This is a genomic window from Nocardioides dilutus (assembly GCF_054779555.1).
Window position 1 is genome coordinate 934,315 of record NZ_BAAGYA010000002.1, and the last position, 24,403, is coordinate 958,717.

General features: G+C 69.5%; 19 protein-coding genes. 10 read left to right on the forward strand and 9 right to left on the reverse strand.

All coding sequences use genetic code 11. The features are described from left to right. Positions 1-50: 50 nt before the first annotated feature. A complete protein-coding gene (locus ACYVC6_RS14150) occupies positions 51-497 on the reverse strand; it encodes an SRPBCC family protein (RefSeq protein ID WP_460715018.1) in 447 nt (148 codons plus the stop codon). Then, positions 494-805, reverse strand: a complete 312-nt coding sequence (locus ACYVC6_RS14155) for an ArsR/SmtB family transcription factor (protein WP_460715019.1) — start codon at positions 803-805, stop codon at positions 494-496. Before ACYVC6_RS14155 ends, ACYVC6_RS14150 begins: the two co-directional genes overlap by 4 nt. A gap of 108 nt (positions 806-913) precedes the next feature. Here ACYVC6_RS14155 and ACYVC6_RS14160 point away from each other — a divergent pair, with 108 nt between their 5' ends. Next, positions 914-1,339, forward strand: coding sequence for a hypothetical protein (locus ACYVC6_RS14160; protein WP_460715020.1), 426 nt, complete (start codon positions 914-916; stop codon positions 1,337-1,339). A 26-nt stretch (positions 1,340-1,365) separates the two neighbouring features. After that, positions 1,366-1,806 (forward strand): SRPBCC family protein, encoded by a 441-nt coding sequence (locus ACYVC6_RS14165; RefSeq protein WP_460715021.1) that lies wholly within the window; start codon positions 1,366-1,368, stop codon positions 1,804-1,806. A gap of 36 nt (positions 1,807-1,842) precedes the next feature. Here ACYVC6_RS14165 and ACYVC6_RS14170 read toward each other — a convergent pair whose 3' ends face one another. After that, positions 1,843-3,375 carry an HD domain-containing phosphohydrolase gene (locus ACYVC6_RS14170; RefSeq protein ID WP_460715022.1) on the reverse strand — a complete coding sequence of 511 codons (1,533 nt, stop codon included), beginning with the start codon at positions 3,373-3,375 and terminating at the stop codon, positions 1,843-1,845. Positions 3,376-3,466: 91 nt separating this feature from the next. Beyond that, complete coding sequence (locus tag ACYVC6_RS14175) at positions 3,467-3,883, reverse strand: ester cyclase (RefSeq protein WP_460715023.1); 417 nt, start codon at positions 3,881-3,883, stop codon at positions 3,467-3,469. A gap of 568 nt (positions 3,884-4,451) precedes the next feature. Here ACYVC6_RS14175 and ACYVC6_RS14180 point away from each other — a divergent pair. After that, positions 4,452-5,309 carry an alpha/beta fold hydrolase gene (locus ACYVC6_RS14180; RefSeq protein WP_460715024.1) on the forward strand — a complete coding sequence of 286 codons (858 nt, stop codon included), beginning with the start codon at positions 4,452-4,454 and terminating at the stop codon, positions 5,307-5,309. A 233-nt stretch (positions 5,310-5,542) separates the two neighbouring features. Continuing rightward, positions 5,543-6,406, forward strand: a complete 864-nt coding sequence (locus ACYVC6_RS14185) for a VOC family protein (RefSeq protein WP_460715025.1) — start codon at positions 5,543-5,545, stop codon at positions 6,404-6,406. Positions 6,407-6,514: 108 nt separating this feature from the next. Here the strand turns inward: ACYVC6_RS14185 and ACYVC6_RS14190 are convergent, their stop codons facing one another. From ACYVC6_RS14190 to ACYVC6_RS14205, 4 genes are all read right to left on the reverse strand, one after another. After that, positions 6,515-7,375 carry an alpha/beta fold hydrolase gene (locus tag ACYVC6_RS14190; RefSeq protein WP_460715026.1) on the reverse strand — a complete coding sequence of 287 codons (861 nt, stop codon included), beginning with the start codon at positions 7,373-7,375 and terminating at the stop codon, positions 6,515-6,517. A gap of 118 nt (positions 7,376-7,493) precedes the next feature. Then, the gene (locus tag ACYVC6_RS14195) at positions 7,494-8,486 is read right to left on the reverse strand and encodes an NADP-dependent oxidoreductase (RefSeq protein ID WP_460715027.1); all 993 of its coding nucleotides are present in this window, start codon (positions 8,484-8,486) and stop codon (positions 7,494-7,496) included. Further along, positions 8,483-9,133, reverse strand: coding sequence for a TetR/AcrR family transcriptional regulator (locus ACYVC6_RS14200; RefSeq protein WP_460715028.1), 651 nt, complete (start codon positions 9,131-9,133; stop codon positions 8,483-8,485). The genes ACYVC6_RS14195 and ACYVC6_RS14200 overlap by 4 nt, the downstream gene beginning before the upstream one ends. 74 nt (positions 9,134-9,207) lie before the next feature. Further along, entirely contained in the window at positions 9,208-9,834 is a 627-nt protein-coding gene (locus ACYVC6_RS14205; RefSeq protein ID WP_460715029.1) for a class I SAM-dependent methyltransferase, read from the reverse strand. A 307-nt stretch (positions 9,835-10,141) separates the two neighbouring features. Here ACYVC6_RS14205 and ACYVC6_RS14210 point away from each other — a divergent pair, with 307 nt between their 5' ends. Next, on the forward strand, positions 10,142-10,642 hold the full coding sequence (locus tag ACYVC6_RS14210) for a DUF305 domain-containing protein (protein WP_460715030.1): 501 nt from the start codon (positions 10,142-10,144) through the stop codon (positions 10,640-10,642). A 40-nt stretch (positions 10,643-10,682) separates the two neighbouring features. Here ACYVC6_RS14210 and ACYVC6_RS14215 read toward each other — a convergent pair whose 3' ends face one another. Further along, entirely contained in the window at positions 10,683-12,185 is a 1,503-nt protein-coding gene (locus ACYVC6_RS14215; protein WP_460715031.1) for a hypothetical protein, read from the reverse strand. 141 nt (positions 12,186-12,326) lie between these two features. Here ACYVC6_RS14215 and ACYVC6_RS14220 point away from each other — a divergent pair, with 141 nt between their 5' ends. The 5 genes from ACYVC6_RS14220 (at position 12,327) to ACYVC6_RS14240 (ending at position 24,394) form a co-directional block, all read left to right on the forward strand. After that, positions 12,327-12,500, forward strand: coding sequence for a hypothetical protein (locus ACYVC6_RS14220; RefSeq protein WP_460715032.1), 174 nt, complete (start codon positions 12,327-12,329; stop codon positions 12,498-12,500). A gap of 5 nt (positions 12,501-12,505) precedes the next feature. After that, positions 12,506-13,036: a hypothetical protein gene (locus ACYVC6_RS14225; protein ID WP_460715033.1), complete on the forward strand. Its 531-nt coding sequence runs from the start codon at positions 12,506-12,508 to the stop codon at positions 13,034-13,036. Next, positions 13,027-13,395, forward strand: coding sequence for a hypothetical protein (locus ACYVC6_RS14230; RefSeq protein WP_460715034.1), 369 nt, complete (start codon positions 13,027-13,029; stop codon positions 13,393-13,395). The genes ACYVC6_RS14225 and ACYVC6_RS14230 overlap by 10 nt, the downstream gene beginning before the upstream one ends. Before the next feature lie 17 nt (positions 13,396-13,412). After that, positions 13,413-14,504 carry a hypothetical protein gene (locus ACYVC6_RS14235; RefSeq protein ID WP_460715035.1) on the forward strand — a complete coding sequence of 364 codons (1,092 nt, stop codon included), beginning with the start codon at positions 13,413-13,415 and terminating at the stop codon, positions 14,502-14,504. Between the two features lie 143 nt (positions 14,505-14,647). Then, positions 14,648-24,394 carry an RHS repeat-associated core domain-containing protein gene (locus tag ACYVC6_RS14240; RefSeq protein ID WP_460715036.1) on the forward strand — a complete coding sequence of 3,249 codons (9,747 nt, stop codon included), beginning with the start codon at positions 14,648-14,650 and terminating at the stop codon, positions 24,392-24,394. Positions 24,395-24,403 lie beyond the last annotated feature (9 nt).

Below are 24,403 nucleotides of genomic sequence, written 5' to 3' on the forward strand. Positions count from 1 at the left end.
GGTCCTCTGAGGGGACTCGGGTCCATTGCGGGGCGGACCGCTGACATCGACTAGAGCGTCATGTCCGCGTTCGGGTCAGGGCCGGGTGCACCTCCGGTCGCGGCGATCGCGAGCCTGGGGAGATAGTTCTCCCAGCCCTGGCGGTGGTGAGCCACGGACTCGGGGTCCGGGAGCCCGCGGTGGGTGAGGCGCACGAGGGTGCCCTCGTCGGTGGCCTCGAGGGTGACTTCGACAGTGGTCGAGCCGGGCGGGACGACGGGATGGTCCTGCCACCCCCAGGTGAAGACCAGGCGATGGGGCGGGTCGAGCTCGACGAACTCGCCCCGTGCCTCGATGCCCTCGCGCATGTGCACCTTGTAGAGGCCGCCCGGGGTGGGGGAGAGGGTGACTTCGGTGCCCATCCACACTGCGTAGCGGGCGGGGTCGGTGAGGTAGAGCCACACCACCTCCGGGGGCGCTGCGATGTGCGTGGTCACCTCGAGCGGGACTGTGTTCACTGGTCCTCCTGATTGCCCGGCTCTGCCTCGACCACGGCCTTCAGGTCATCGAGCCGGCTCTGCCACATGGATTCGATCACGGCACGCAGGTGACCCATCGCCTCCGGGTTCGCACGGTACAGACGCGATCGTCCCTCGCGCCGCTCGGTCACGAACCCCGCCGCCTTGAGTACCCCGAGGTGTTGAGAGATCGCCGGCCACGACACGTCGAAGCGGGCCGCGATCTCGCCCGCGGACAGCTCGTCGCGCCAGATCATCTCGAGGATTTGTCGGCGCCGTTCCACGGCGATGACCTTGAGCGGGTCCATTGCTGCCTTCGTCGATGGGTTGCGTCGTCGTCGGTCCTCAGTCTATATTTAAGTCTCTACTTAAACAATGATCCGCGGCGGCGGGTCGCACACGAAGAGGAGACACCCGTGGACACCACGATCCTGGCGTTGGACGTCGAGGCCGAGGCTGACAAGCTCGTCGAGATCCTGAGCACGACCGAGGGCATGCGCTCGGTCTGGACGTCGGACTGCGAGGTTGCCGATGGCCGGGCACGGTTCGGGTTCGCGATGGCCCCGGTTGACCTGGACTGCGCCGTGGAGGTTGTCGACGGCACGAGCATCCGCTACACCGTCGAGTCCGGCTTCCCGTTCTGGAACGGCTCGGTCTTCGAGTGGGAGCTCGGCCCGGCGCTCCGTGCCGAGAGCGGCACCAACCTGCTCTTCCGGCACCGTGGCTTCGAGGACGGCTACCCCGAGACCGACCTGGCCTTCACCAGCCAGACCTGGGCGCTGATCCAGCAGACAGTCAAGGCTCACGCAGAGGGCGGAACCCCGGGCCCGGCCCTCGGCTGACGGTCACCCGTCGAAGGAGCAGCATCGTGAAGGTCGACGTGACCACCGAGATTGTCATCGACCGGCCCGTCAGCGAGGTGTCGGCCTACGCTGCCGACCCCGATAACGCGCCCAGATGGTACGCCAACATCAGGTCTGTCGAGTGGAAGACCGCGCCGCCGCTCCAGCAGGGGAGCCTCGTGGCGTTTGTCGCCCAGTTCCTCGGAAGGCGGCTCGCCTACACCTACGAGATCGCCCTACACACGCCCGGCCAGCGGCTGGTGATGCGCACCCAGGAGGGCCCGTTTCCGATGGAGACGACGTATACCTGGGCCGAGGAGTCTCCGAACAGCACCCGGATGAAGCTGCGCAACGCCGGCGAACCTGCCGGGTTCTCCACCGTTGCCGCGCCCGTCATGTCGATGGCGATGCGGCGTGCGAACCGCAAGGACCTGGCCAATCTCAAGGCGATCCTCGAGGTGGAGTGACGTGCTTCGATGTCGGTCTCGCTCGATCGCCGCCATTCACATGAGTCCGTTCTCCAGCGCGTAGACGGCCGCGCCGGCCCGCGACGAGACACCGATCTTCTGGTAGATGTGCGTGACGTGCCGCTCGACGGTCTTGCTGGAAATCCCGAGCGCTCCGGCGATGGCGGGATTGGTCTGCTCCCGGGCCACCAGGCGCAAGACTTGGACCTCGCGCTCGGTCAACGCGATGCTCGAGGAGCGCCTGGTCCAGCGCCCGCGTTGCCCGACCGACGCGGTGACCGCCTCGACGGCGTTGAGGTCGAGCAGCCCCTCGTTCACCTGCGCACGCAGGGCGTCGCAGGCTTCTGGCTGGGTGAGCGCCTGGCGGTGGGGTCGGGTTTCGGTCAGCGAGCACCACGAGTTCGCGGCCGCGAGTAGCCGGGCGGGTGCTGCCAGCCCGGACGCCTGGAGCCCGCGGTGGTAGCCGGACCCGTCGAGGTGCTCGTGGTGTGCGGCGCCGAGCGCGCCGACAGGCGCCAGCACCGGGTTGCCCGCGAAGATCCGCTCGGTGAAGTAGCTGTGCAGCCTGATCCGCTCGTGTTCGGACCGGGACAGCGGGCCCGCTTTCGCCAGCAGGCTGGACTGGAGGCCGACCCGACCGACGTCGTGGACCAACGCGGCGCGGGTCACCAGGTCGACGTCGTCGGGTGACATGCTCGCGGCGCGGGCCGCCCGCTGCGCCACGTCGGCCACGCGTCGGGAGTGGCCGACCATGTGGGGGGACTTGAGGTCGCCGAAGTCAGCGATGCACGTCAACGCGTGGTCTACGTGTGCGCCGGACAGCAAGATCGGATGTCCGGGCTCGGCGTCCAGCAGCATCGGCCCGAGGTCACCCTGGTCGAGGTCCGAGAGCAGGTGACCGAGGTCGTCAGCGGCGAGGGCCGTCAGGGCGGGATCGAGGGACCGGCCCGCCCGCAGCCGAAGTCGCCGTGCGATCTCGCCCGCCTCCCGGGTGATGCTTTCCTGACCGATGACCCAGGCCACGTGCACCACCCGCATCGGCAGGCTGATGGCCTCGCCGGCGGCGAGCCGCTGAGTGCTCATGCCGTCCCAGCGCTCGTAGACGTGAGTCAGCCCGTCCACCACGCGAGGTCCGAGCTGAAGGCGCTTCGCCATCAGCTCAGCCGCCTCGCAGTGGTTCCGGTGGTGCGGTCCCATCGCGGGGCCCGCGAACCACTCCGCCATCGACCGTGCGGCGGCGCGTGCCTCGGGTGCAGGCAAGGTCGCAGCCAGGGCGCGCTCCAACTCGGGCAAGAACTCCTCGTCGGTGGTGACCAGAAGGGCCCCCAGCCCGAGCTCGTCCACGGCCTTGGAGGTCTCGTGCGAGGTCGTGGTGCAGCCGACGTAGCACAGGATCGCGAGGTAGTACGCCGCGACCACGTCCTGCTCGTCGAGACCCGCCCCGCGGCCAAGCCGCGCCGAGACAATCGCTGTCCGGTGGATCGTCTGAGCCGGCACTCCGAGACCCAGCTCGATTGCCAGTGCCAGCGAGTCCAACACGTGCGCCAAGCGCACCGGCGAAGCGTCCATCGGGAATCCGTTCAGCTCGGATCGCCAGTCCAACGAAGAACGCCGACCGCGTCAAGCATGGCTGCACCACCCGGCGTCGGACGGCAGATGGTCAGGCGGGGACCGGCACGGCGCCGATCTGCACCATCAGTCCCATCAGGTCGAACTGGGCGTGATGCTCGACGAGCCGGCCGTCCTCGATGCGGTCGAAGGCATCACCGCAGATTCGGACCGGCCGGTTGCTGGCCGCTACACCGTTGAAGTCGCCGGTGTGCAGCGCGGTCCAGGTGAGACGGGTGGCGACAGTGTCGCCCTCGGCCACTTGGGACTCGATGATGTGTCGGCCGTTGGAGAAGCCTCCGAGGATGCCGTGCACCATGCCCTCGAACTCGTCACGGTTCATGGGGTCGCCCCCGTTGGCGCTCGCGACAAGATCGGGAGATGCGATCGCGCGCCACGCCTCGAAATCGCCATCGTCGGCACTCTGCAGGAAGGAGCGGACAATCTGCTTGTTTGTCTCCGCGTTCATTGGGGTCTCCGTTCATGGGTGATCGGTGAGGACCTCCGCAGCATGTCGGCGTCCAGAGCGCACCACATCCGGCGAACCCCCCACGAAGCAGATCTGCTCGGGGCCGTCCGGCACGGGTCGTGCTTTGGTCTGTGATGATGATTGGCTCGCCGATGAGGTCCCTCGCGGCGGGTGTGGCAGGTCAAGGTCGCACGCCAGCCAGCCACCGATTCGACTTGGGTCCAAGCTGTGTCCTGGCGCCCCGATCGCCACTGAACGTACGAGCCGTGTGGCCAGTGCGCCTCCCGGACGGGATTTGAATAGGGTCCATCTACGGTCCAGATTTGGGTCCTCCCACTCGGTACGCGACGGGTATCCTGAGACTGGAAGCGAGGGCGAATCCCTCACCACACCGCGTGAATCGGTAGCTTCCGGCCCGACTCCGTAGTAGTTGCGATGTCCCCGATGGCGACCAGAGGTCGCAGGTTCAAATCCTGCCCCCGCTACAAATCGAAACAGCAGGTCAGAGCCGGGTTCGTGGGTCACCACAACCCGGCTCTTCTGTCTTGACAACACCATGAGGCGACATATGGCGCACGCGACACTCGAGCTCCTGCCCTGGCACGGTCGGCATCTCGCCGTACGACGCGCAGGCACCGGACCGTCGGTCGTCCTGATCCACGGCATGGCCGGCTCGCTCGAGACCTGGGATCCGGTGTTCGACGACCTGGCCGGGACCTGCGACGTCATCGCCGTGGACCTGCCCGGTCACGGGTCGTCATCTCGGATGCGCGGCGACTACTCGCTCGGATCGATGGCCTCGTCGGTCCGCGACATCCTCGGCGAACTCGGTGTCAAGACGGCCACCATCGTCGGGCACTCTCTCGGTGGCGGGATCGCCATGCAGTTCATGTACCAGTTCCCCGAACGCTGTGAGCGACTGGTCCTGGTGAGCAGCGGCGGGCTGGGGCGGGAGGTCACACCCATGCTGCGAGCGCTGTCGGTGCCCGGCGCCGGTCTGGCGCTCGCGGGTGCTGCCAAGCTCCAGCACCAGCGACACGTGGCCGCCGCCGGCAGGTTCGTCCGACCGCTGGCCGCTCTGGCCTGGAACGACCTGCCCTACATGGTCCGGCAGATGGCGACCCTCGACGACCCCGAGACCCGCCGGTCCTTCCTGGCCACCATCAACGCGGTCATCGAACCCGGTGGGCAGGGCATCAACGCCACCGAGCGGCTCCACCTCGCCGACGGCCTGCCCACGCTGATCGTGTGGGGCGAGAAGGACCGGATGATCCCGAGCAGCCACGGTCGCGCCGCTGCCGATCTCGTCCCCGGCTGCCGGTTCGAGCTCGTCTCCGGCGCCGGTCACTATCCCCACGAGGACAGCCCCGAGCTGTTCGCCAGTCTCGTCGCCGACTTCATCACCACGACGCAGCCGAGGACGTGACTGGGTCCTGATCTACTCCGGGTTCCGGCACGACCAGACCCTGGCAGGTCAGCATGCGGCTGATCGCGAAGATCTCCGAGCCTGAAACCATTTGAGGTCTGATCCGACAGCCGGACCGGCCCGAAGCCCTGTCGCGAGGCCCCTCCGAGCCGCATCGACGAGAGTTCGCATGGGACGTGAGGCAAGCAGGTCTTCCCACGTGGTGGGCGCCGGCTACGGGCAGGGTCCCGTGGATGCGCGCAGCACCAGCTCGGTGGGGAGCAGCACCCGGGGCTGGTCGTCGGGACGAGCAGCACGCACGGGACCGGTCTCCGACGCTGGCCGCCGTCGGGTTCGAGGTGGAGGACCCGGCCGACTCGGCGGCCCGGGCTCGCGCGCTCCAGGCGTCGGCGGTCTACCGCCGTACCCTCGCCCAGGAGCAGGAGCTGCCCGCCTTCCGCGCCCCGGACGGCACCGAGGTGTTCCTGGGGCCGGTGGCCGAGACCGGCGGCGACGCCACCTGGGTCCCCGAGTTCGAGGGCGGTCATGCGCCGGAGGAGGAGTCCCTGCTGACGGGGATCGACCACGTCAATCTGACCGAGCCCTGGCAGAGCTTCGACGAGGCCGTGCTGTTCTATAGCAGCGTCCTGGGCCTGACGCCCTCCGCCGGCCAGGAGGTGCCCTCGCTGCGCGGCCTGGTCCGCAGCCAGGTCGTCCGCTCCGCCTCGGGCGGCTGTCGGCTCGCGCTCAACGTTGCCCCACTGTCCTGGGACCGCACCTCGGGCTTCCCCCAGCACGTCGCCTTCGCCACCGAGGACGTCGTCACCGTCGCCCGCCGCGCCGTCGAACGAGGCTTGGTCCCGCTCGCCATCCCCGACAACTACTACGAGGACCTGGTCGCCCGCTTCGACCTCTCGTCAGCCGAGGTCGACGTGATGGCCGAGCTCGGCCTGCTCCACGACCGGGACGCCACCGGCGACTTCACCCACTTCTACACCGCCACCGTCGGCAACGTCTTCTTCGAGGTCGTGCAACGCCGAGGCGGCTACGACGGGTACGGCGCACCCAACGCCGGCGTACGCCTCGCAGCCCAGCACCGTCACGCCACAGAAGCCTGAGCGGCGCTCGCCTATGACGGCATGCGGGCGAGAGCCCCGCTGACACGTTTTGGCTTCGACTCGATGCACCGCGGCGTGCGGTGGGTCCGGGGTCGGTGAGTCCGGGCCTCAGCTGGCGAGGAACTCGGTGGCTACCGGAGCGAACTCCTCGTGGAACTGGAAGATGCCACCGTGCCCGGAGTTGGGGTAGATGATCAGCTGGCTGCCCTTGATGCGGCGGTGCAGGTCCTCGGACAGGACGGTGGGGACCATGCGGTCGTGGTCGCCGTTGGCGATCAGGGTGGGCTGGGTGAACGTCGAGAGGTCGGCGGGGGCGGATCGGCCGAACCCCTGGATCGCCTTCAGCTGGGTGCGGAGTGCCTTGAGGGTGATGTCCTTGTCGCGGTCGACGGTGCGCTCCTGGAGCCGGTTGACGAACGCCTTCCCGGCGGCCTTGCCCGTGGCGTCGCGGTTGAAGAAGAGGAACTCCTTGGGGTCCGATCGCGTCAGGGTCGCGCGGAGGATGTCCAAGTAGGTCACGCCGACGACCTTGTCCATGTCCTTGCCGCCACGTGGCCCGGTGCCGGTCAGGACGAGCCGGCGGACCAGGTCGGGATGCTTGACGATGAGGTCCTGGGCGATCATGCCGCCCATCGAGAACGAGAAGACGTCGATCTTGTCGAAGCCGAGTGCGGTGATGAACTCGTAGGCGTGGTCGGCGGCCTCCTCGAGCGTGGCGGGCACCTGGCCCGTCGAGGCGCCGACGCCGCGCTGGTCGAAGGTGATGACGTGTCGGTTCTGTGCGATGGGGTCGATGATGCGGGGGTCCCAGTTGTCGAGGGTTGCGGCGAGGTGCACGAAGAAGACGACCGGGATGCCGCCCTTCGGTCCCAGCTCCCGGTAGGCGTAGGTGACGCCTCCAGCGCTGACTGTGCGGGCCGGGGCCTGGGCGTACGACGTGACGACCGGCCCGTTGCTGGTGGTGCTCATGACAGTTCTCGTTTCGTTGGTGGATGAGGTCTTGCTGATGCGCTGCTGCCGGGGTGCCGTCGACTTCCAGAGACGCCCGGGCGTCGTGGCTAGTCCGCCGTGGACCGGATCGACGTCGTCATCGCGTCACCACGACCTTGCCGGCGGCCCTGCCCTGCTCGACGTAGGCCATGGCGTCGAGCGTCCGGTCGAAGGGGAAGGCTCGGTCGAGAACCGGCTGGAGCCTGCCGTCCTGGTAGAGCGCGGCGAGGGTCTTGAGCTGGGTGCCATTCGCTTCCATGAGGAGAAACGAGTAGCGCACGCCGAGCTTCTTGGCGCGGGATCGGATCCTGCGGCTCATCAGCGCCAGGACAGGCTTGAGGAGCGGTTGACCCAGTTGGGCCGCGAAGTCGGGGTCGGGCGGCCCGACCACGCTGATGGCCAGACCGCCCGGCTTCAGGACGGTCAATGACTTCTCGAGGCTGACGGGTCCGAGCGAGTCGAGCACGACGTCGTAGCCGGACAGGACGTCGGCGAAGTCGGTGCTGGTGTAGTCGACGACCTCGTCGGCACCGAGCGCGCGAACCTTCTCGATGTCCTTGGTGCCGGCGGTGGTGGCGACGTGAGCCCCGAGGTGCTTGGCGACCTGGATGGCGGTGGAGCCGAGGCCGCCTGCGCCGGCATGCACCAGGACCTTCTGGCCGGGCCTGACGTCGGCCCGGTCGACCATGGCCTGCCATGCGGTGAGCGCGACCAGGGGTACGGCGGCGGCTTCCTCGAACGACAACGACGTCGGCTTGAGGGCGATGTCGTCGGAGTCGATGGCGATCTGCTCGGCGAAGGTTCCGATGCGCAGGTCGCGCGGCCGGGCGTAGATCTCGTCGCCGACCTGGAAGTCACGGACCTCCGATCCGACCTGGGTGATCACGCCGGAGACGTCGTGGCCGAGGGTGAAGGGCGGCTTGTACTTCAGCAGCTGTTTGAACTCCCCGTCGCGGACCTTGTTGTCGAGCGGGTTGATGCTCGCGGCGCGGACGTCGACCAGGACGTCGCGCGGTCCGGCCGTCGGCGCCGGGACATCGGCTGCCTCGAGTCCGTCCGGATGGTAGTGGGCGACGACGAAGGCTTTCATGGTGACCCCTGGGTGGGTGTTGTCGCGGGACCCGGACGGGTTCCCGCGATGTTCATGGCTTGGGTGTAGGCGGCGGCGAGGATGCGGTCGGATAGGTCGGTGTCGATGACGGCGCGAGCCAGCTGCAGGGAGCCGACCAGGAGCGTGAAGATGCCGATCGCGCGCTCGTCGGTCTGCTGGGCGTCGCCGTCCTCAAGGCGGCGTGAGATCGCCTCGATCATCGAGCGGGCACCGTCGGTATAGGCGTGTCGAGTGTTTTCGCCGCAGCGGCCGATCTCGTCCAGAAGGGCGGCCGAGGGGCAGCCGGCGGCGGGATTGTCGCGGTGTGCGGCGGAGAGGTACTCGCGGAGGTAGGCCTCGAGCGACGCGGGGCCGGCAGGCAGGGAGTTGACGACGGCGACCTGCTCGGCCAGCTGCTGCGCCACCACTGTGGCGACCAGGTCGTCCTTCGATGCGAAGTGGCCGTAGAAGGCCCCGTTGGTCAGGCCGGCGTCCGCGACCAGCGTGGCGATGCCGGAGCCGTCGATGCCGTCGCTCTTGAACCGGCGCCCGGCGGTCTCAATCATCCGACGCCGGGTCGCTTCCTTGTGCTCCGGGCTGTATCGCGCCATCAGGGTCGTCTCCTTCCAGACGGCTTGCTGAGTCATAGCATTACGACCATACTATTATGAACGTACTGCAATGGCAAGTCGCAGCGAGCGACCCCGTGGGACGGACCCGACTAGGACGAGAGCCTCGTCGAGCCCTCTGCTCCGCGCGTCAGCTCGGCTCTCCACCAGGTCCCGTTCTCGATCCGTTCGAGCCGGTGCAGGACGAGGTCGCCGGTCGCAAACGCTTCGACCTCGGAACGGGTCAGTGGCCAGGGCGGTCCCGTCACCTCGGAGTCCTCCTCGCGGGTGGTGGCCAGTACCAGCAGCGTGCCTTGCGGAGCGACCAGCCCGGCAATGTTCCGGGCCGCGACGGTGTGCTGCTCGGGCGGCATCGATTGCACGGTGAGACTCTCGACGACCAGGTCGAACCGGCCCTGCCACTCACGAGGCAGGTCCAGGACGTCGGCAACGAGGTAGGTCACCTGGGTGGCTGGATGCTTCCGCCTCGCTGCGGCAACTGCAGTCGGCGCGAAGTCGAACCCGGTGGTGCGGAATCCCAGCGATACAAGGAACTCGGCGTCGGCTCCGTAGCCGCACCCGACCACCAGCGCGCCGCGTCCATCTCCCACAAGGTCCTGCGCCTCGGCCCACTCCACGAGCTGCGGCCGGGCAGCACCGTAGTCCCACGGCGGCCTCGCGGCACCGGCCTCGGCCCCGGAGTAGATCGCCTCGAACATGCCAAGTGACTCGCCCGTCACGACTCGAGACTACCGACGACAGATCGACACTACTCGGGGAATGAGCCCATATGACGTCGTCGTGAGTGACGGATCGATGGGAGGCGCTACGACCTTGGCTACACAATCTCCTCCGCGATCCCTCCGAGAGCTCGCTTGAGAGCTGCTAGCGGGTCACGTCGGCGAGACCCTTCGTCAAACCTTCATGCAACCCTCACGCCTGCCTCAGGACGGAACGAGCACTGTCGAGTCCGCCGCCGCAGTCCTCACCCTCTCCGCCTGTGGTGACGACGAGCCGACAGGTGACATCCCAGGAATGGGTCCGAACTTGTCCTCGTCGTCGGCGACGGACTCGAGCAGCGACGCATCGGAGTTCAACGACGCCGACGTGAGGTTCGCGACCGACATGATCACCCATCACCGTCAGGCCGTGGAGATGGCCGAGCTCGCTGAAGCACGCGCCGAGAGCGCGCAGGTCAAGGACCTGGGCGCGCAGATCAAGGACGCCCAGGACCCGGAGATCCAGCAGATGTCGGCCTGGCTCACGGCTTGGGGGGAGCCGATTCCGGGCGACCACGGCGGAATGGACATGTCCGGCTCGATGCCGGGGATGATGAGCACCCAGCAGATGGACGACCTCATGAACGCCTCCGGCGCCGAGTTCGACCAGATGTTCCTGACCATGATGATCGCCCACCACCAGGGCGCCATCGAGATGGCACAGACCGAGCAGGCGGACGGCCTGAACGCCGGTGCGATCGCCCTCGCCGTGCAGGTCGAACTGGCCCAGACCGAAGAGATCACGACCATGCAGGCTCTGCTCCCGTAGCAGCCCGTCAGGTGACCGGTCGCGCCGCACAGGGCTTGCCCTACCTTGCGACGCGGCCGCCTTGGCTGATCCACCAGCGGGCGCCTCCCCGGACCTCGGGGCCGAGCGAGCGACTGGCGGCGAGCGAGCGCAGACAGGAGTGCTCCGCCATTCCTGCGGCGTAGAGCGCGGGGCCGATGGAGCCGTTCGCGAGGGCGTAGCGGATCAGTGGTTCGGGGAGGTGGTCCCCGGCTGCTCCGGCGAGCACGAACCCACGGTCCCGCGCTTGTGGGGACCCCTCGGTGATCCAGCGCCGGGCGATCGCGGAGTGGTCCCCGTGGAGGGTGCCGGCCAGGCGTCTTGCTGCTCTCCCGCGGACCACAGGGTCGGGGTGGGTCTCGGCGATGTCGGCGACGTGCTCGCCGATGGGCTGGCGGAGATGTGGGAGGGCGCCGAGCAGCATGTAGGAGGTGACGGCCCGGCTCTCGTGAGGGCCGATCGCGATGTCGAAGAGGAGGCGAGCCAGGACCGGTTGGTCTGGGAGACCGAGGGCGTCGGTGACCGCATGAGCCCTGGCCTGGCAGTCCGACCAGTGCTTGTTGAGGCGGGTGCGAGACCAGTCGGGCATGTCCGCGGCGGGTGCGAGCGGCCGCCTTGGTCGTCGTCCGGATCGCTTCATGAGGTGACGTGGCACCAGCCGTAGCAGGTGGGAGAGCCAGTGGTGCTGGACCGAGCCCTCCCGATGCCGGTCCGCGGCGTCGACGAGCCTGTCGATCAGCTCGACCCAGAAGTCGGGCCGCCCTGAGACCTCGGCCATGTTCTCCAGCGCCAGCGCGCCGCCGACCACCAGGGGCTCGCGTTCCTGGTCGAGAAGCTGGAGGCACCAGCTGATCGCGTCGTCGGTGGGTGCCTCACCGACGGCGCTCATCAGGTCGTAGAGGACCTGCACGTGTGGGTCGCTCACGACTTCCTTGGCGACGTCCAGGACGAGGTCACCGTAGGCACTGCACCGCAACAGGGACAGGGCCTCGTAACGAGTGGGGTAGGCGTGCGCGACCGATCGCGCCAGCTCACTCGTCAACGACCGGATCAGCTCGCCGGCCAGTGAAACCGGCAGCCCGATGGCGCCCGGCTGGGCGAGGGCGCGAGCCCAGGCGAGCCACTGCCCGCCGGTCGCACCTGAGCGAGACACCAGGTCGGTCAGCCCCGACATCTCACGCACCGATGTGACCGACGGCCCCGGATCCCTCTCCGGGGGAGAGTAGGGGAAGCCGCGACAGGTCACGTCGATCGGTGCCCGCAGTGCACCGGCCGGCAGCTCGAGCGCACGCTCGTAGGCGTCGATGAGCCGACCCTCGCGGAGCCGGCCGGTCTCGAGGCGGTGCAGGCGGGTGGTGTTCGATCCCGTCCGCGACGCCATGTCATCCAGCTTCAGGGGACCGGCGTCCGAAGCCGCGAGCCGCGCCATCCGAAGCACCCAGCCCATCCGGACGGCGACGTCGACGCGCGGCCCGTTGAGCGGTGTCTCGTCATCGAGCGTCCCCTGCTTCGCTGCCGGAGCCATCGCCACCTTCCCCTCGGGTCCCCGAGCTTACGCACCCGTTTTCAGATCGGGACGAATCTGGAAACGGTAGGGATCGGCTCCCACCACTGTCGAATATTGGCCCACTTGTCGCGATGGGCGACCCAGACGGGGGATGAGGGTATGGAGCAGTATCAGATCGTCATGGCAGTCGGGGCCGCGGTTGCCGTCTTCGGAGGCATGCCGGCGCTGATCGGGACCACGAGCACCGGGCTGTTCTTGTTCTCGGGAGCCATGCTCATCGCCGGTGTCGCCATCCTCGGGTACGGCAAGAAGCTCCGGGACAGGCGGCAGTAGTAGTCATGGAAGCCGTGCTCGGCCTCCTGGTCTTCGCGGCCATCGTCGCCGTCGTGTACGCCGTGACGCAGCTGAAGGACAGGGTCGTCGGGTCCGCCGTGGGGGCGGTCAACCGGAAGGTCCACGCGGGCACCCACGCCGAGGGCGTCGCCTATGCCAACACCCAGTTCTTCTACGGCATCGACGCTCCGGACGCGCGCGTCATCGACGCGCTGGTCGCCGGGGTGAAGGCGGCCGACTCGCCGCGCCTGGTCGGTGTGGGCTCGACCTACCGCGAGCGCGTCACCTCGTCAGAGGTCGTGTGGGCACACGGGACGAAGGCCATGACGGCCTTCCGCGCCCACGCCGCCATCGTGACGACTCAGGACCCCAACGGGGAGGAGCAGCGAGGAGTGCTCCTGGGGTTCGCTGACGTGACCACCATTGACGGCGTCGTGGCTGAGGTGAGTGCCATGCGCGCCCTTAAGCACGACGTGCTCGCGGCCCTGAGCAGTCTGGACTCGTCGGTGGAGGAGACGGTGCTCGAATGGCAGTGAACCGCCCCGCCCACCGGACTGGGGGACTCCTCACGATCATCCTGCTGGCCGCGATCACCACTGCGGGCTGCAGCGACTCCGCGCCGGACATCGCAGGTGTCTGGGCGCCCGACGACGGCAGCGGACTCAAGACCATCGACGAGGACGGCACCTGCTCGGGCATGTACTACAACAACGGTGAACCGCTGGACATCGGCGGCGCCGCTTCCTGCACCCTCGGCGAAACCAGCACTGATGGCGCTTACACACTCGTGGTCCGGCAACCGCCCAACCAGGCCTCCTACACCGTCACCTTCGACGGCGACGACTCCATGCTGATGGACGTCGGGCCACAGACGATCCGGCTGGCGAGGCAGTAGGTGCGCAGGATCCGCGGGTGTCGCCGGCCATGACCCGTCGGCGTTCACTGCGCCTCGTCCTGGTAGCCACGGCGTTCGGCTGGATGGCTGCCTGCGGCTCACCCGATGCCGGCTCCAGCGACTCGGAGTCCGACGACACAGGGTCGGGCGAGACAGCCGAGTCTTCCTACGTGCCGCCTCAGCTCGCCTTCGCCGAGGCGACGTTCGCACAGGGGTTTGACGAGTGGTCCCTGCTCCAGGTCGACGAGGACCGGGATGCAGGCGTCGCCACGGGCGTCTACGAAGACCGGGGGGACGGGTCGCGCAGCATCTACGTGATCCTCAGCACCGACTTCACGTTGGAGACCATGGAGGACGACGCGCCTGGGCTCCTCCTGGACGGAGCTCACGACATCGACGGCTTCACCTGCGGGCAGAGCGGGTCCTACGGCTCGACGTGCTACGGACCGCTGGTCGACGGCTACGCCACCGTCGCCGGCTCCTACGAGTCGCAAGAGGCCGGCGTGACCTTCACCGAGGACGAGATCGCCGGAATCGCGCGCGGCGTCTACGCCATGTTCGCCGGCTCCGCGGCCCCAGCCGCAGCAGAGGAGCTCTGTGACCAGGTGCCCGTCGACGAGCTGAACGCCACCTTCGCCAGCTTTCTCAACGGCGGCACCCTGACCATCGACGAGGAGTACAGCACCAACAACGAGCTCGACGGCAACCAATGCACCTTGCTGCTCCCCGACGGGGCGTTCGGCGCGGAAGCCGATGAGACCGGCTACGTCGGATCCCTCTACGTGGACACCTTCGCCTACGCCGATGACCGGTCGACAACGCGCGGTGTCTTCGACGAGGAGTGCACGGTCGGGGGATCGAGCGCTGACGAGGTGTTCGACTCGGCTGCGCACTGCACTGAGCTGATGAACGAGACGGGTGGCAGCAACACCGAGGCCACCGTGATACCCGACGGGGACGGGGGCGTGGTCACCGATGGGCAGACCGCGTTCGTGCTCGCCCCAGCTGGCGGCGACCTGTGGTTCTCCGGCGGGTTGGGCGGGGTCTGGGGCGACGCGTCGTTCGATGCCGCGCTGCTCGCGATCGCAGACAGCCTGACCACTGGGTGAAACCCTGGCTCGCGTGGCCGAGCGGACTAGGGGCCCTGGTCATTTCGGGTGATCTTCGCGGTCGGCCGTAGACCGTCCCCCGCTTCGAACCTAGGTTCGGGCATTCCATCCGGCTCACCTCGGGAGAAGCCATGCGGTCCCGCATGTGGCGCGTCGTCACGTCCGTCCTCATCGCAGCACTGGTCGCCACGTCGCTGCAAGCCAGCTGGCTGGCACCCGCCGGTGCCACCGAGCCGGTGGACCTGTCGATCCCCTATGGCTCGCCGGGCTGGAGCTACAAGGTGGTCGGCCACGGGGCCGAGCCGGGCTTCGAGCAGGCCGGCACCGATGACAGTGCTTGGTCGGTCGGCAGCACGCCGTTCGGCAACACGGGCTGCGCGGGCACGCCGGCGCCGAATACCCCGTGGCCGACGAACTCCGACCTGCTGGTGCGGCGGACCCTCGACCTCAACCCGGCGACGGTGACGGCCGACCTCGCGCTCAAGGTCGCGATCGACAACGACGTGGACGTGTTCTTCAACGGCGTCCTCATCGCGTCCAACGACTTCGAGGGCTGCGGGCAGGAGAAGGCGACCTTCACGATCCCGCGCTCGCTGGTGGTCGACGGCGACAACGTGCTGGCGGTCCGCGCCATCGACCGCGGCAGCCTCAACTACCTCGACCTCGACCTGCAGGTCCAGGGCGGCGCCGACCCGGAGGAGCCGCCGGTCACCGCCCACGACCCGGTCGCGGACGCCGGTCCGGACCAGGCCGTCGACGAGGGCTCGGTCGTCACGCTCGACGGCTCCGGTTCGCAGGCGAGCCTGAAGCCCGTCCTGTCGTCGTCGTCGAAGAACGGCTCGCTGCCCGGGGGCACCTCGATCGGCGTCGACGTCGCCGGTCTCGACCCCGAGGCGCCGGAGGGCCAGCTCCGCGTGACGGGCAGCGCCGACCTGGGCCAGGGTCCTGCGGTCACCAACACCAGCGTCGCCTACGTCGTCGACATCTCGGGCAGCACCAACGACATCGTCAACTGCGGCGGCAACATCAACGGCGACGGCCGGACCAACACGGTGCTGGATTGTGAGATCGCTGCGGTGCTCGCACTGCACGAGGACGTCGTCGCCTCGGGGACGGTCGAGAAGGTCGGGCTGATCGCGCTCAACTCGGGGGCGGCCGCCCGCGACCTCGACCCGACCAGTGGCGTGGCGACGCTCATCGCGCCGGACGCCGACAAGGACGGCAACGGGGTGCTCGACCTGGTCCAGGCCGCGAAGGCGCTAAGGGTGGGCGGCGGTACGGCGTTCGCCCCGGCCGTGCGCACCGCCTGCCAGCTGCTGGCCACCACCGGGTCGAGCAACCTGGTCTCGGCGTTCATGTCGGACGGCGAGGCCAACGACGTGCTCCCGCCGCTGCCGTGCAACCCGCCGGTGACGTTCCAGACCTTCGCCGTGGGCGCGGGCAGCAGCTGCACCTACGGGTCGGCGGGCCGCGGACTGGACGACATCGCCCTGAAGACGGGCGGCGTCTGCCTCAACGTGCCCAACGTGGAGAACCTGCCGGACATCCTCCCGCAGGTGATCGCCTCCCGGCTCACCACGGTGACCTACCAGCTCGACGACAACCCCGTGGTGGACATCTCCGCCGAGCTGGGGCTGCCGCAGCAGGGGCCGGTGGCCGTGCCCCTGGCCATCGACCTGCCCAGCAACCTGACCCCGGGAGCCCACCGCTTCTGCGTGACCGTGACCGGCACCGACTCGGGTGGCGAGTCGTCGGTCGAGACGTGCTCGGACCTGGTGATGACCACGGGCGAGCTGAGCTATCGGTGGCGGCAGGTCTCGGCCGACGGGCCTCCTGTGGTCCTGACCGCGCGCACCGGCAAGCGGCCGTCGTTCGTCGCCACCGACGACGGCACCTACGTCTTCGAGCTCGAGGTGACCGACGGACTGGGTGGCACCGCCACCGACGAGGTCACCGTGACGGTCGCCAACGTGGCCCCCGCGATGACGGCCGAGCCCGGCGACGCCTACGCCGGCGGGGTCACCCAGGTCACCGGGACCTTCACCGACCCCGGCTGGGTCGACACCCACAGCGTCACCCTCGACTGGGGTGACGGCACCACGCAGGAGGTGCCGGTGTCGGTGCAGGGCTCGGGCTGGGGCACCTGGTTCGGGTCGCACGTCTACGCCACGGCCGGCACCTACCACCTCACCGCCGTCCTGACCGACGACGACGGCGGCGAGGCGACCACCGAGGTCGGCCAGCTCCAGGTCGACGAGCCGGTCGCCGTCTGGGCCAACTCGGGCAGCCTGAGCAAGTCGCTCAACTGGGGCGGCTCCGAGGGCAACATCGACGGCCGGGTCCACACCAACGGCCTGCTGCGGTTCGTGGGCGCCCGCAAGACGGTGCGCGGCGGGACGACGTACGCCGGCGAGATCGCCGCGGACACCACCCGCAACAGCTTCCTGCCGGAGCCGGTGAGGACGGGCGTCCAGGACTACCCGATCACCTTCGAGGTCGCCGACTACCGGCCCGGTGGGCCGGTCGCCCAGGAGATCGGCGCGGCCTACCACGACATGACCGCGGCCTGTGGCTCCGGCACGTGGCACGAGGTGCAGACCGTGCTCGCCGACGGCGTCTACTACGCACCGTGCCCCATCCAGCTCAACGGGTCGGACATCGGTGGCCGCGTGACGCTGGTGTCGGAGGGGACGGTCAAGATCAGCGGGTCCCGGCCGCTCTTCGAGCCCTACTTCGACGGGCTGCTCCTGCTGGCCGGCTCCTCGGCGACGAAGGCGATCGACATCGCGGCCTCCTCCTCGAAGTTCGCCGGTGTGCTGTTCGCCGGCTCCGGGGAGATCAGCATCTCCGGCGCGAAGAACCGGTTCTTCTGCGGGATCCTCGCCGACCGCGTCGACATCACCGGTGGTGACACCGACATCCGCGGCGCGGCCTGCGGCCGGCCCGACGCGACCGTCTCCGGTCCGGTCCTGGTGCCCCAGCTGACCGCCGGCCTGGCGGTCGACAAGGAGGTCGTGCTCCCGTCGCAGACCCTCGGCTACGACCTGACGGTGACCAACCAAGGCGCCACCCTCGTGGCTCCTGCGCTCATCGGTCTGGAGAACGTCGACACGATCCAGGAGACCGTCACCGGCTACCGGTTCTCCCTCGAGCGGCTCGACGCCGCGACGGGCGCATGGACGGAGCTGGCCGGGCCGGGCGACGACGACTTCAGCGTCGACCTGCGTCCCAACGCCTACCCGGGCGTGACCTACGCCGGCTCCGGAGTGGCGGGCACGACGGTCGCGCCCGGTGCCTGGGCGACGTGGGGCCTGCAGAGCGTGCTCGACCTGTCACCGGGCGAGGTCGGCGACCTGCTCGACCCGGCCACCACCGCCGGCATCCGCACCCGGGTGGACTTCGACCTCAGCCCGACCGGCGCGCAGGCCCGTCGCCTCTTCACCTACGGCGACAACTTCATCGCCGCCGTGCGGGCGCTGTCGGCCGACGTCACCGACGCGGACGCGACGCTGCTGCTGCCTTCCGGTGACGCCGAGCGGATCGGGCCCGACGCCGAGGCCGGCCTCGGCGGCCTGGCTCCCGGTGAGTCGGTGACCGTGCACCGCACCTGGGACGTGCCCGTCCCGCTGCCGCGCGGCGCCGGCGAGACCGACGCCGGCTACCTGACGAGGCTCAAGCTCCTCGACGGGTCCGCGCTCACCGGCGGGTCGTTCGTGCTCGCCAACGGTGGCGTCGGCCAGCTGGTCGCCCCGCTCACCACCGTGACCTCACGTCGCACGCTGCCGGTCGTGGACCTCAAGGCCACCGGGCCGTCGGTGGTCACCGCCGGGACCTCCGCGGACTACGCCCTCGACCTGGCCAACGTCGGGTCCGCGGACGCCTCGGCTCTGGACGTCCAGGCCGCCGCGGCGAGCGCGCCGCTCCCGGTCACCGGTGCGCCCACCGACCTGAGCGCCGGCGAGCGCGCGACCGCGCACACGACCTACCAGGCCAACGCCGTCCCCGCGGACGGCACCGTGCCGCTGCGCGGGACCGCCACCTGGGCCGACGCCGCGGGCAACAGCTATGGCGCCACCGGCTCGACCGTCGACGTCACCGAGCAGGCCCCGGCCAAGCTGCAGGCGTCGCTGGCCGACATGCTCGTCAACGACGTCGGCCACGACGGCGCGACGTCGCCCGGTGACACCGTGCGCTACACCGCGATCGTCCGCAACACCGGCGACGCGACGATGAGCGGGGTCTCGGCCGACTTCCGGCTCGACGCCAACACCGCGTTCGTGGCGGGTTCGGGCGTGGTGCAGAACGGCACGGTCACGCACTCCGACGGCGTCGTGCAGGTGACGCTGCCCGACGTGCTCGGCAACACCGCACGCACGGTCACCTTCGACGTCGTGGTCGCGGACCCGTTCCCGGTCGGCGCGGTCGAGATCTCCGCGCAGGGCACCGTCAAGGCGACGGGACACGACGACGTGCTGACCGACGACCTGACCCTTCCCGGACCGGCCGACCCGACCAGCACGCCGGTGATCCGGTCGTTCGCGGCGCTGGCCGGCCTGCTGTCCGGCCGCCTCGTGGTCGACGCGGACGGCAACGGCTTCGTCTCGGCCGGCGACACCCTCGCCTACCAGCTCGAGGTCAACTCGGTCGGCACCCAGATCGTCACCGGCATCCGGGTGACCGCCCCGACCCCGGCCGGCACCACCCTGGTCGACGGCTCGGTCACCACCACCCAGGGCACCGTCACGCCCGGCCCGCACGCCGAGGTCGATCTCGGCACCATGGGTCCGCTCTCGCAGAGCGTGGTCGAGTTCCGGCTCAAGGTCGACCAGCCGCTGGCCGCCGGCATCAGCGCGGTCAGCGTCCAGGCCGAGATCCGCGGTGACCAGATCTCGCCGCAGCTGAGCGACGACCCGGCGACCGCCGAGCTCGAGGACCCGACCGTCCTCCCCGTCGGTACGACGGGTGGCGGCGGCACGTATGGCGGACAGGACGGCACCGGCCCGGCCATCGGCAGCTTCGCCCCGGCCGAGGGCACGATCGTCACCGAGCCGGTGCACATCACCGCCACCCTGACCCCGCCCGACGGCCAGGCCCTCGACGCCTGGGTCGTGGACTACCGGCGCGCCGACACCGCCGACGTACGGGTCCTCGAGACCGGCACCGGAGGCTCCGTCGACGCGGTCCTCGACCCCACGATCCTGCCCAACGGCACCTACGTGGTGACGGTGCGCGGCACGCTCACCAACGGCGGGCTGACCACGCGCGAGATCACGGTCGTGGTCGACGGCCAGATGAAGCTCGGCCGCTACACGACGACCCTCACCGACATGACGGTCGGCGTGGCCGGCCTGCCCATCAGCGTGCAGCGGACCTACGACAGCCTCGACAAGACCACGGGCGACTTCGGGGTCGGCTGGAACCTCGGCCTGGCCGACTTCCGGGTCTCGTCCAACGGCCCGCTCGGCGAGGGCGGCTGGACGATGGAGGGCTGCGGCGGTGGCCTGATCTTCGCGACGCTGTGCTTCACCGCCGACCGGCCGCACTTCGTGACCGTCACCTGGCCCGACGGCAAGAACGAGTACTTCGACCTCACCCCGGCCAAGGGCTCGACGTTCTTCACGGGCCTCACCTCGGCGGAGTTCACCGCCCGGTCGGGCAGCACGTCCAAGCTCGCCGCGCCCGACAACAGCCTGTTCTGGGTGAACGGCAACCTCAACGGCGGTGCCTTCGGCTCCGACGGCCCCTACGACCCCACCCGCTTCGTGCTCACCGACAAGTACGGCACGAAGTACACCCTCGAGGTGGGTGAGGGCCTGAAGAAGATCGAGGACCGGACCGGCAACGTCACGACGTTCAGCCGCACCGGGATCACCTCGAGCAACGGCCCGTCGGTGACCTTCACACGCAACGCCGACGACGTGATCACCAAGATCACCGGCCCCGACGGCAAGACCGTGGACTACGGCTACGACGGCAACGGCGACCTGGTGTCCGTCACCAACCAGCTGGGGGCGACGACGGAGTACGGCTACCTGGCGGACCACTACCTCGACACGGTGACCGGTCCGGACGCGGCCGTGATGGCGCGGTTCGAGTATCAGGACGGCCGGATCGTCGCGGTGATCGACGGGGAGGGCAACCGCACCGAGGTGTCGACGGACGTCGGCGCCCGCCAGGAGACGGTGACCGACCCGGGTGGCAAGCGGACGACGATCACGACGTACGACGCCGAAGGGCTGGTGATCCGACGCAACGAGATCTACGGGGGCAGCGACCACGTCACCGAGCTCGCCTACGACGACCAACGCAACCTCGTCTACCGCAAGGACCCCAACGGTCACGAGTGGCGATCCACCTGGCAGAACGGTGACCTCACCAGCATCACCGTGCCGACCGGTGCCACTGCGCGGGCGACCTACAACGCCTCGGGGCAGCCTCTGACGTGGACCGATCCCGCGGGCGAGGTCACTACATGGGCCTACAACGCCAACGGCACCCTGAGGTCGGAGACCGACGCCGAGGGCCACACCGAGTCCTACACCTACGACGCGAAGGGCAACCGCACCTCCCGCACCGACGCCAACGGTGACCGCTGGGCGTGGACGTTCAACAGCGCCGGGCGGCTCGCGACCGAGACCGACCCCGAGGGCGACGTCATCCGCTTCGAGTACGACGCGATGGGCAACCTCACCGCGGAGGTCGACCCCCTGGGGCACCGCATCGAGAGCACCTACGACGCCGCCGGGCGACGCCTGACGAGTACCGATCAGGACGGGCGGACCACCCGCTGGGTCTACGACGAGCGCGGGCTGCTCGAGCGCCTCGTGCGAGCCGACGGTGTCGTCGAGGACTACACCTACGACGGGGCAGACCGTCGAACGAGCGTGGACAACGGCGTCGATGCACCCACGGTGTTCGCGCACGACGCGATGGGACGCGTCGTCTCGGAGCGGGTGGGCGCCTCGCCTGCCAGCACGTTCGGCTATGACGGAGCGGGCAACCTCGCGAGCGCCACCGACGAGCTGGGTCGGACCACGACGTACGTTCACTCCGGCATCGGTCAGCTGCTCAGCGAGACCAATGCCGCCGGGGGCACGACCAGCTACGAGTACACGCCGGACGGCGACCTCGCGACGGTCGAGGACGCCGAGGGCGGCATCACCCGCTTCACCTACAACCCGACGGGTCAGATCGCGACGATGACCAACCCGTCGGGCCTGGTCGAGCAGCTGACCTACGACGGCGTGGGCAACCGGCTGACGACGACCTACGCGGACGGGACGTCCACGCGCAACGTCTACGACGCGGCGGGCCAGCTCGTCGAGATGGTCGACCAGCGCGGCGGCAGCACGCGGTTCGAGTACGACGGCGCCGGCCGTCAGACGGCCATCGTCGACGCCGAGGGCCGTCGCACAGTGACCGACTACGACGAGGCAGGGCGCGCAGTCACCGTGACCGAGCCCGGCGGAGGCGTCAGCACGACGACCTACTCCCCGGGCGGCCAGGTGCTGACCACCACCAGCCCGGAGGGCGTCACCTCGACGTTCGAGTACAACGACCGAGGGCTCCGCACGGCCATCGTCGACGAGCTGGGCCACCGTTGGACCACGACGTACGACGGGTCTGGTCGGGTCCTCACCGAACGCGACCCGCGCCAGCAGGGCGCCGGCGCCGCGACGAAGACCAACGCCTACGACGCCTACGGCCGCCTGGCCTCCACGACCGACGCCCTGGGCGCGACCGTGCAGTTCGGATATGACGACAGCGGCCAGCTGACCCGGGTCACGGATCCGCGCGGCAAGGTGTGGCGGATGGCCTACGGACCGCTCGGCGGTGTCGTCGAGCGGCAGGATCCGCTCGGTCGCAGCACCAGCGCGACCTTCGACGAGCAGGGCCGCCAGATCAGCACGACCGACGCCCGTGGGGTCAGCGTCGACTACGACTACCGCCCCGACGGCCAGCTCACCTCGATGGTGGAGCGCGGTGGCGACGAGTCCGTGACGTTCACGTACGACTCCCTGGGGCGCCGGTCGACGATGACCGACGCGTCCGGAGTCACGGCCTGGACCTACACCCCGGACCACCACGTCGCCTCCGTTACCTCGCCGTCGGGTGCGGTCTCCTACGGCTACGACCGTTCGGGTCTGCGCACCTCGATGACCCAGCCGACGGGCACCGTGTCCTACACCCACGACGCGAGCGGTCACCTCGACCGGGTCACGGACTGGCAGGGCCGGGTGACCGACGCGGACGTCGACCGGGACGGCCGGCTCCGCAGCCTCACCCGGGCCAACGGTGTCGCCACTACCTGGACCTACGACGCGGCGAGCCGAATGACAGGGCTGGAGAGCGTCCGCGGCGGCGCGGTCGTGCAACGCACGGCGTACGACCTGGACGCGGACGGCAACCGCACCGCGCTACGCACGCAGGCTGGCGTGGAGTCCTACCTGCTCGACGCCGCCGACCAGCTCACGTCAGTCACCTACCCGGGCGGTGAGACCACCACGTTCAGCTACGACGCGGCCGGCAACCGGTTGTCGAGCAAGGTCGGTTCCGCGTCGCCGGTGGGCTACGTCTACGACGACGCCTCCCAGCTCGTCTCGGTCGGTGGCCAGGCGGTCAGCCATGACGCCAACGGCAACGTCGTCGACGACGGCTCGGTCCGCTACGACTGGGACTGGCTCAACCGGATGACCGAGGTCCAGTCGTCGTCGGGCACCGTGGGCTACACCTACGACGGGGCCGGCAACCGGGTCGCCACCACCACCGGTGGAGCCACGTCCAGCCAGCTCTACGACCTGGCGACCGACGACGGGAGCCCCGAGCTCCTGGCTGACGGGGACACCTCGTTCGTGCAGGGCCCCGCGGGCGTGGTGTCGGAGGACACCGCGACCGGCACTCGGTACCCCCTGGTGGATGCCGTGGGATCGGTCCGGTCGGTGACCGACGCGAGTGGGGCGGTCACCGGGACCACCACCTACGACCCGTTCGGGTTCCTGCGGTCGCAGTCTGGCGTCACCAGCAGGTTCGGGTTCGGCGGCGGCCTGGCCGACGGTGGACTCGTCCACCTGGGCGCGCGCGATCTGGACACCCGGTCCGGGCGGTTCCTGTCTGTCGATCCGGTCCGTCCCGGCGGTCCTGGGGTGGTGGGGTGGAACCCGTACGCCTACGCGGTGAACAACCCGGTGACGCACACCGACCCGACCGGCCGCTCGGTCGCGATCGAGAGCGGCAACTTGTACAAGATCGCGGTGGCAACTGCCCTGGCGATCGCGATCCTCGGTTTCCAGACCGCCCAGCAGTTCACCGACGTCAACGTGCGCATCCCGACCACGGTGCCGGACTTCGACTGGCGACCGGACCGCCGCACCGACGAGGACCGGGATCCGCGACCGCTGCCCGTCCCGTGGCCCTACACCGGCGACGACGACGAGCCCGACGAGCGTTGCCTGCCAAGGGGCCTCGGCTCGTCGTGGTACTTCTACGCGGTGCCGCAGCCGGTGTGGACCGGGTCGGAGTGGAAGCAGCGGGCCTGGAGTGCCACCGCGTGCATCCGCGAGCCGATCACCAAGGACGGCTCCCGCCGGCACACGCCTGACGGACTGATCGATGGCGTGCACGACCGCGGACACCTGATCGCCGCCTCCCTCGGCGGCAGCAACTCCGACCCGGGCAACATCGTGCCGCTGTTCCACCGGGCGAACTACCCGACGATGTACTGGGGGTTCGAGGCCGGGGCGCTGGCCGCGGTACGACGAGGTGAGACGCTGTTCTACCGGGCCGCGGCCCACTACTCCTCGTCCTCGGCCCTCGTGCCTTACGAGGTCCGCCTCGCGTACAACGGTGACAAGGGAGCGGGCGACTCTGCGACCATCCCCAACGTCCCCTGACTGGAGGTG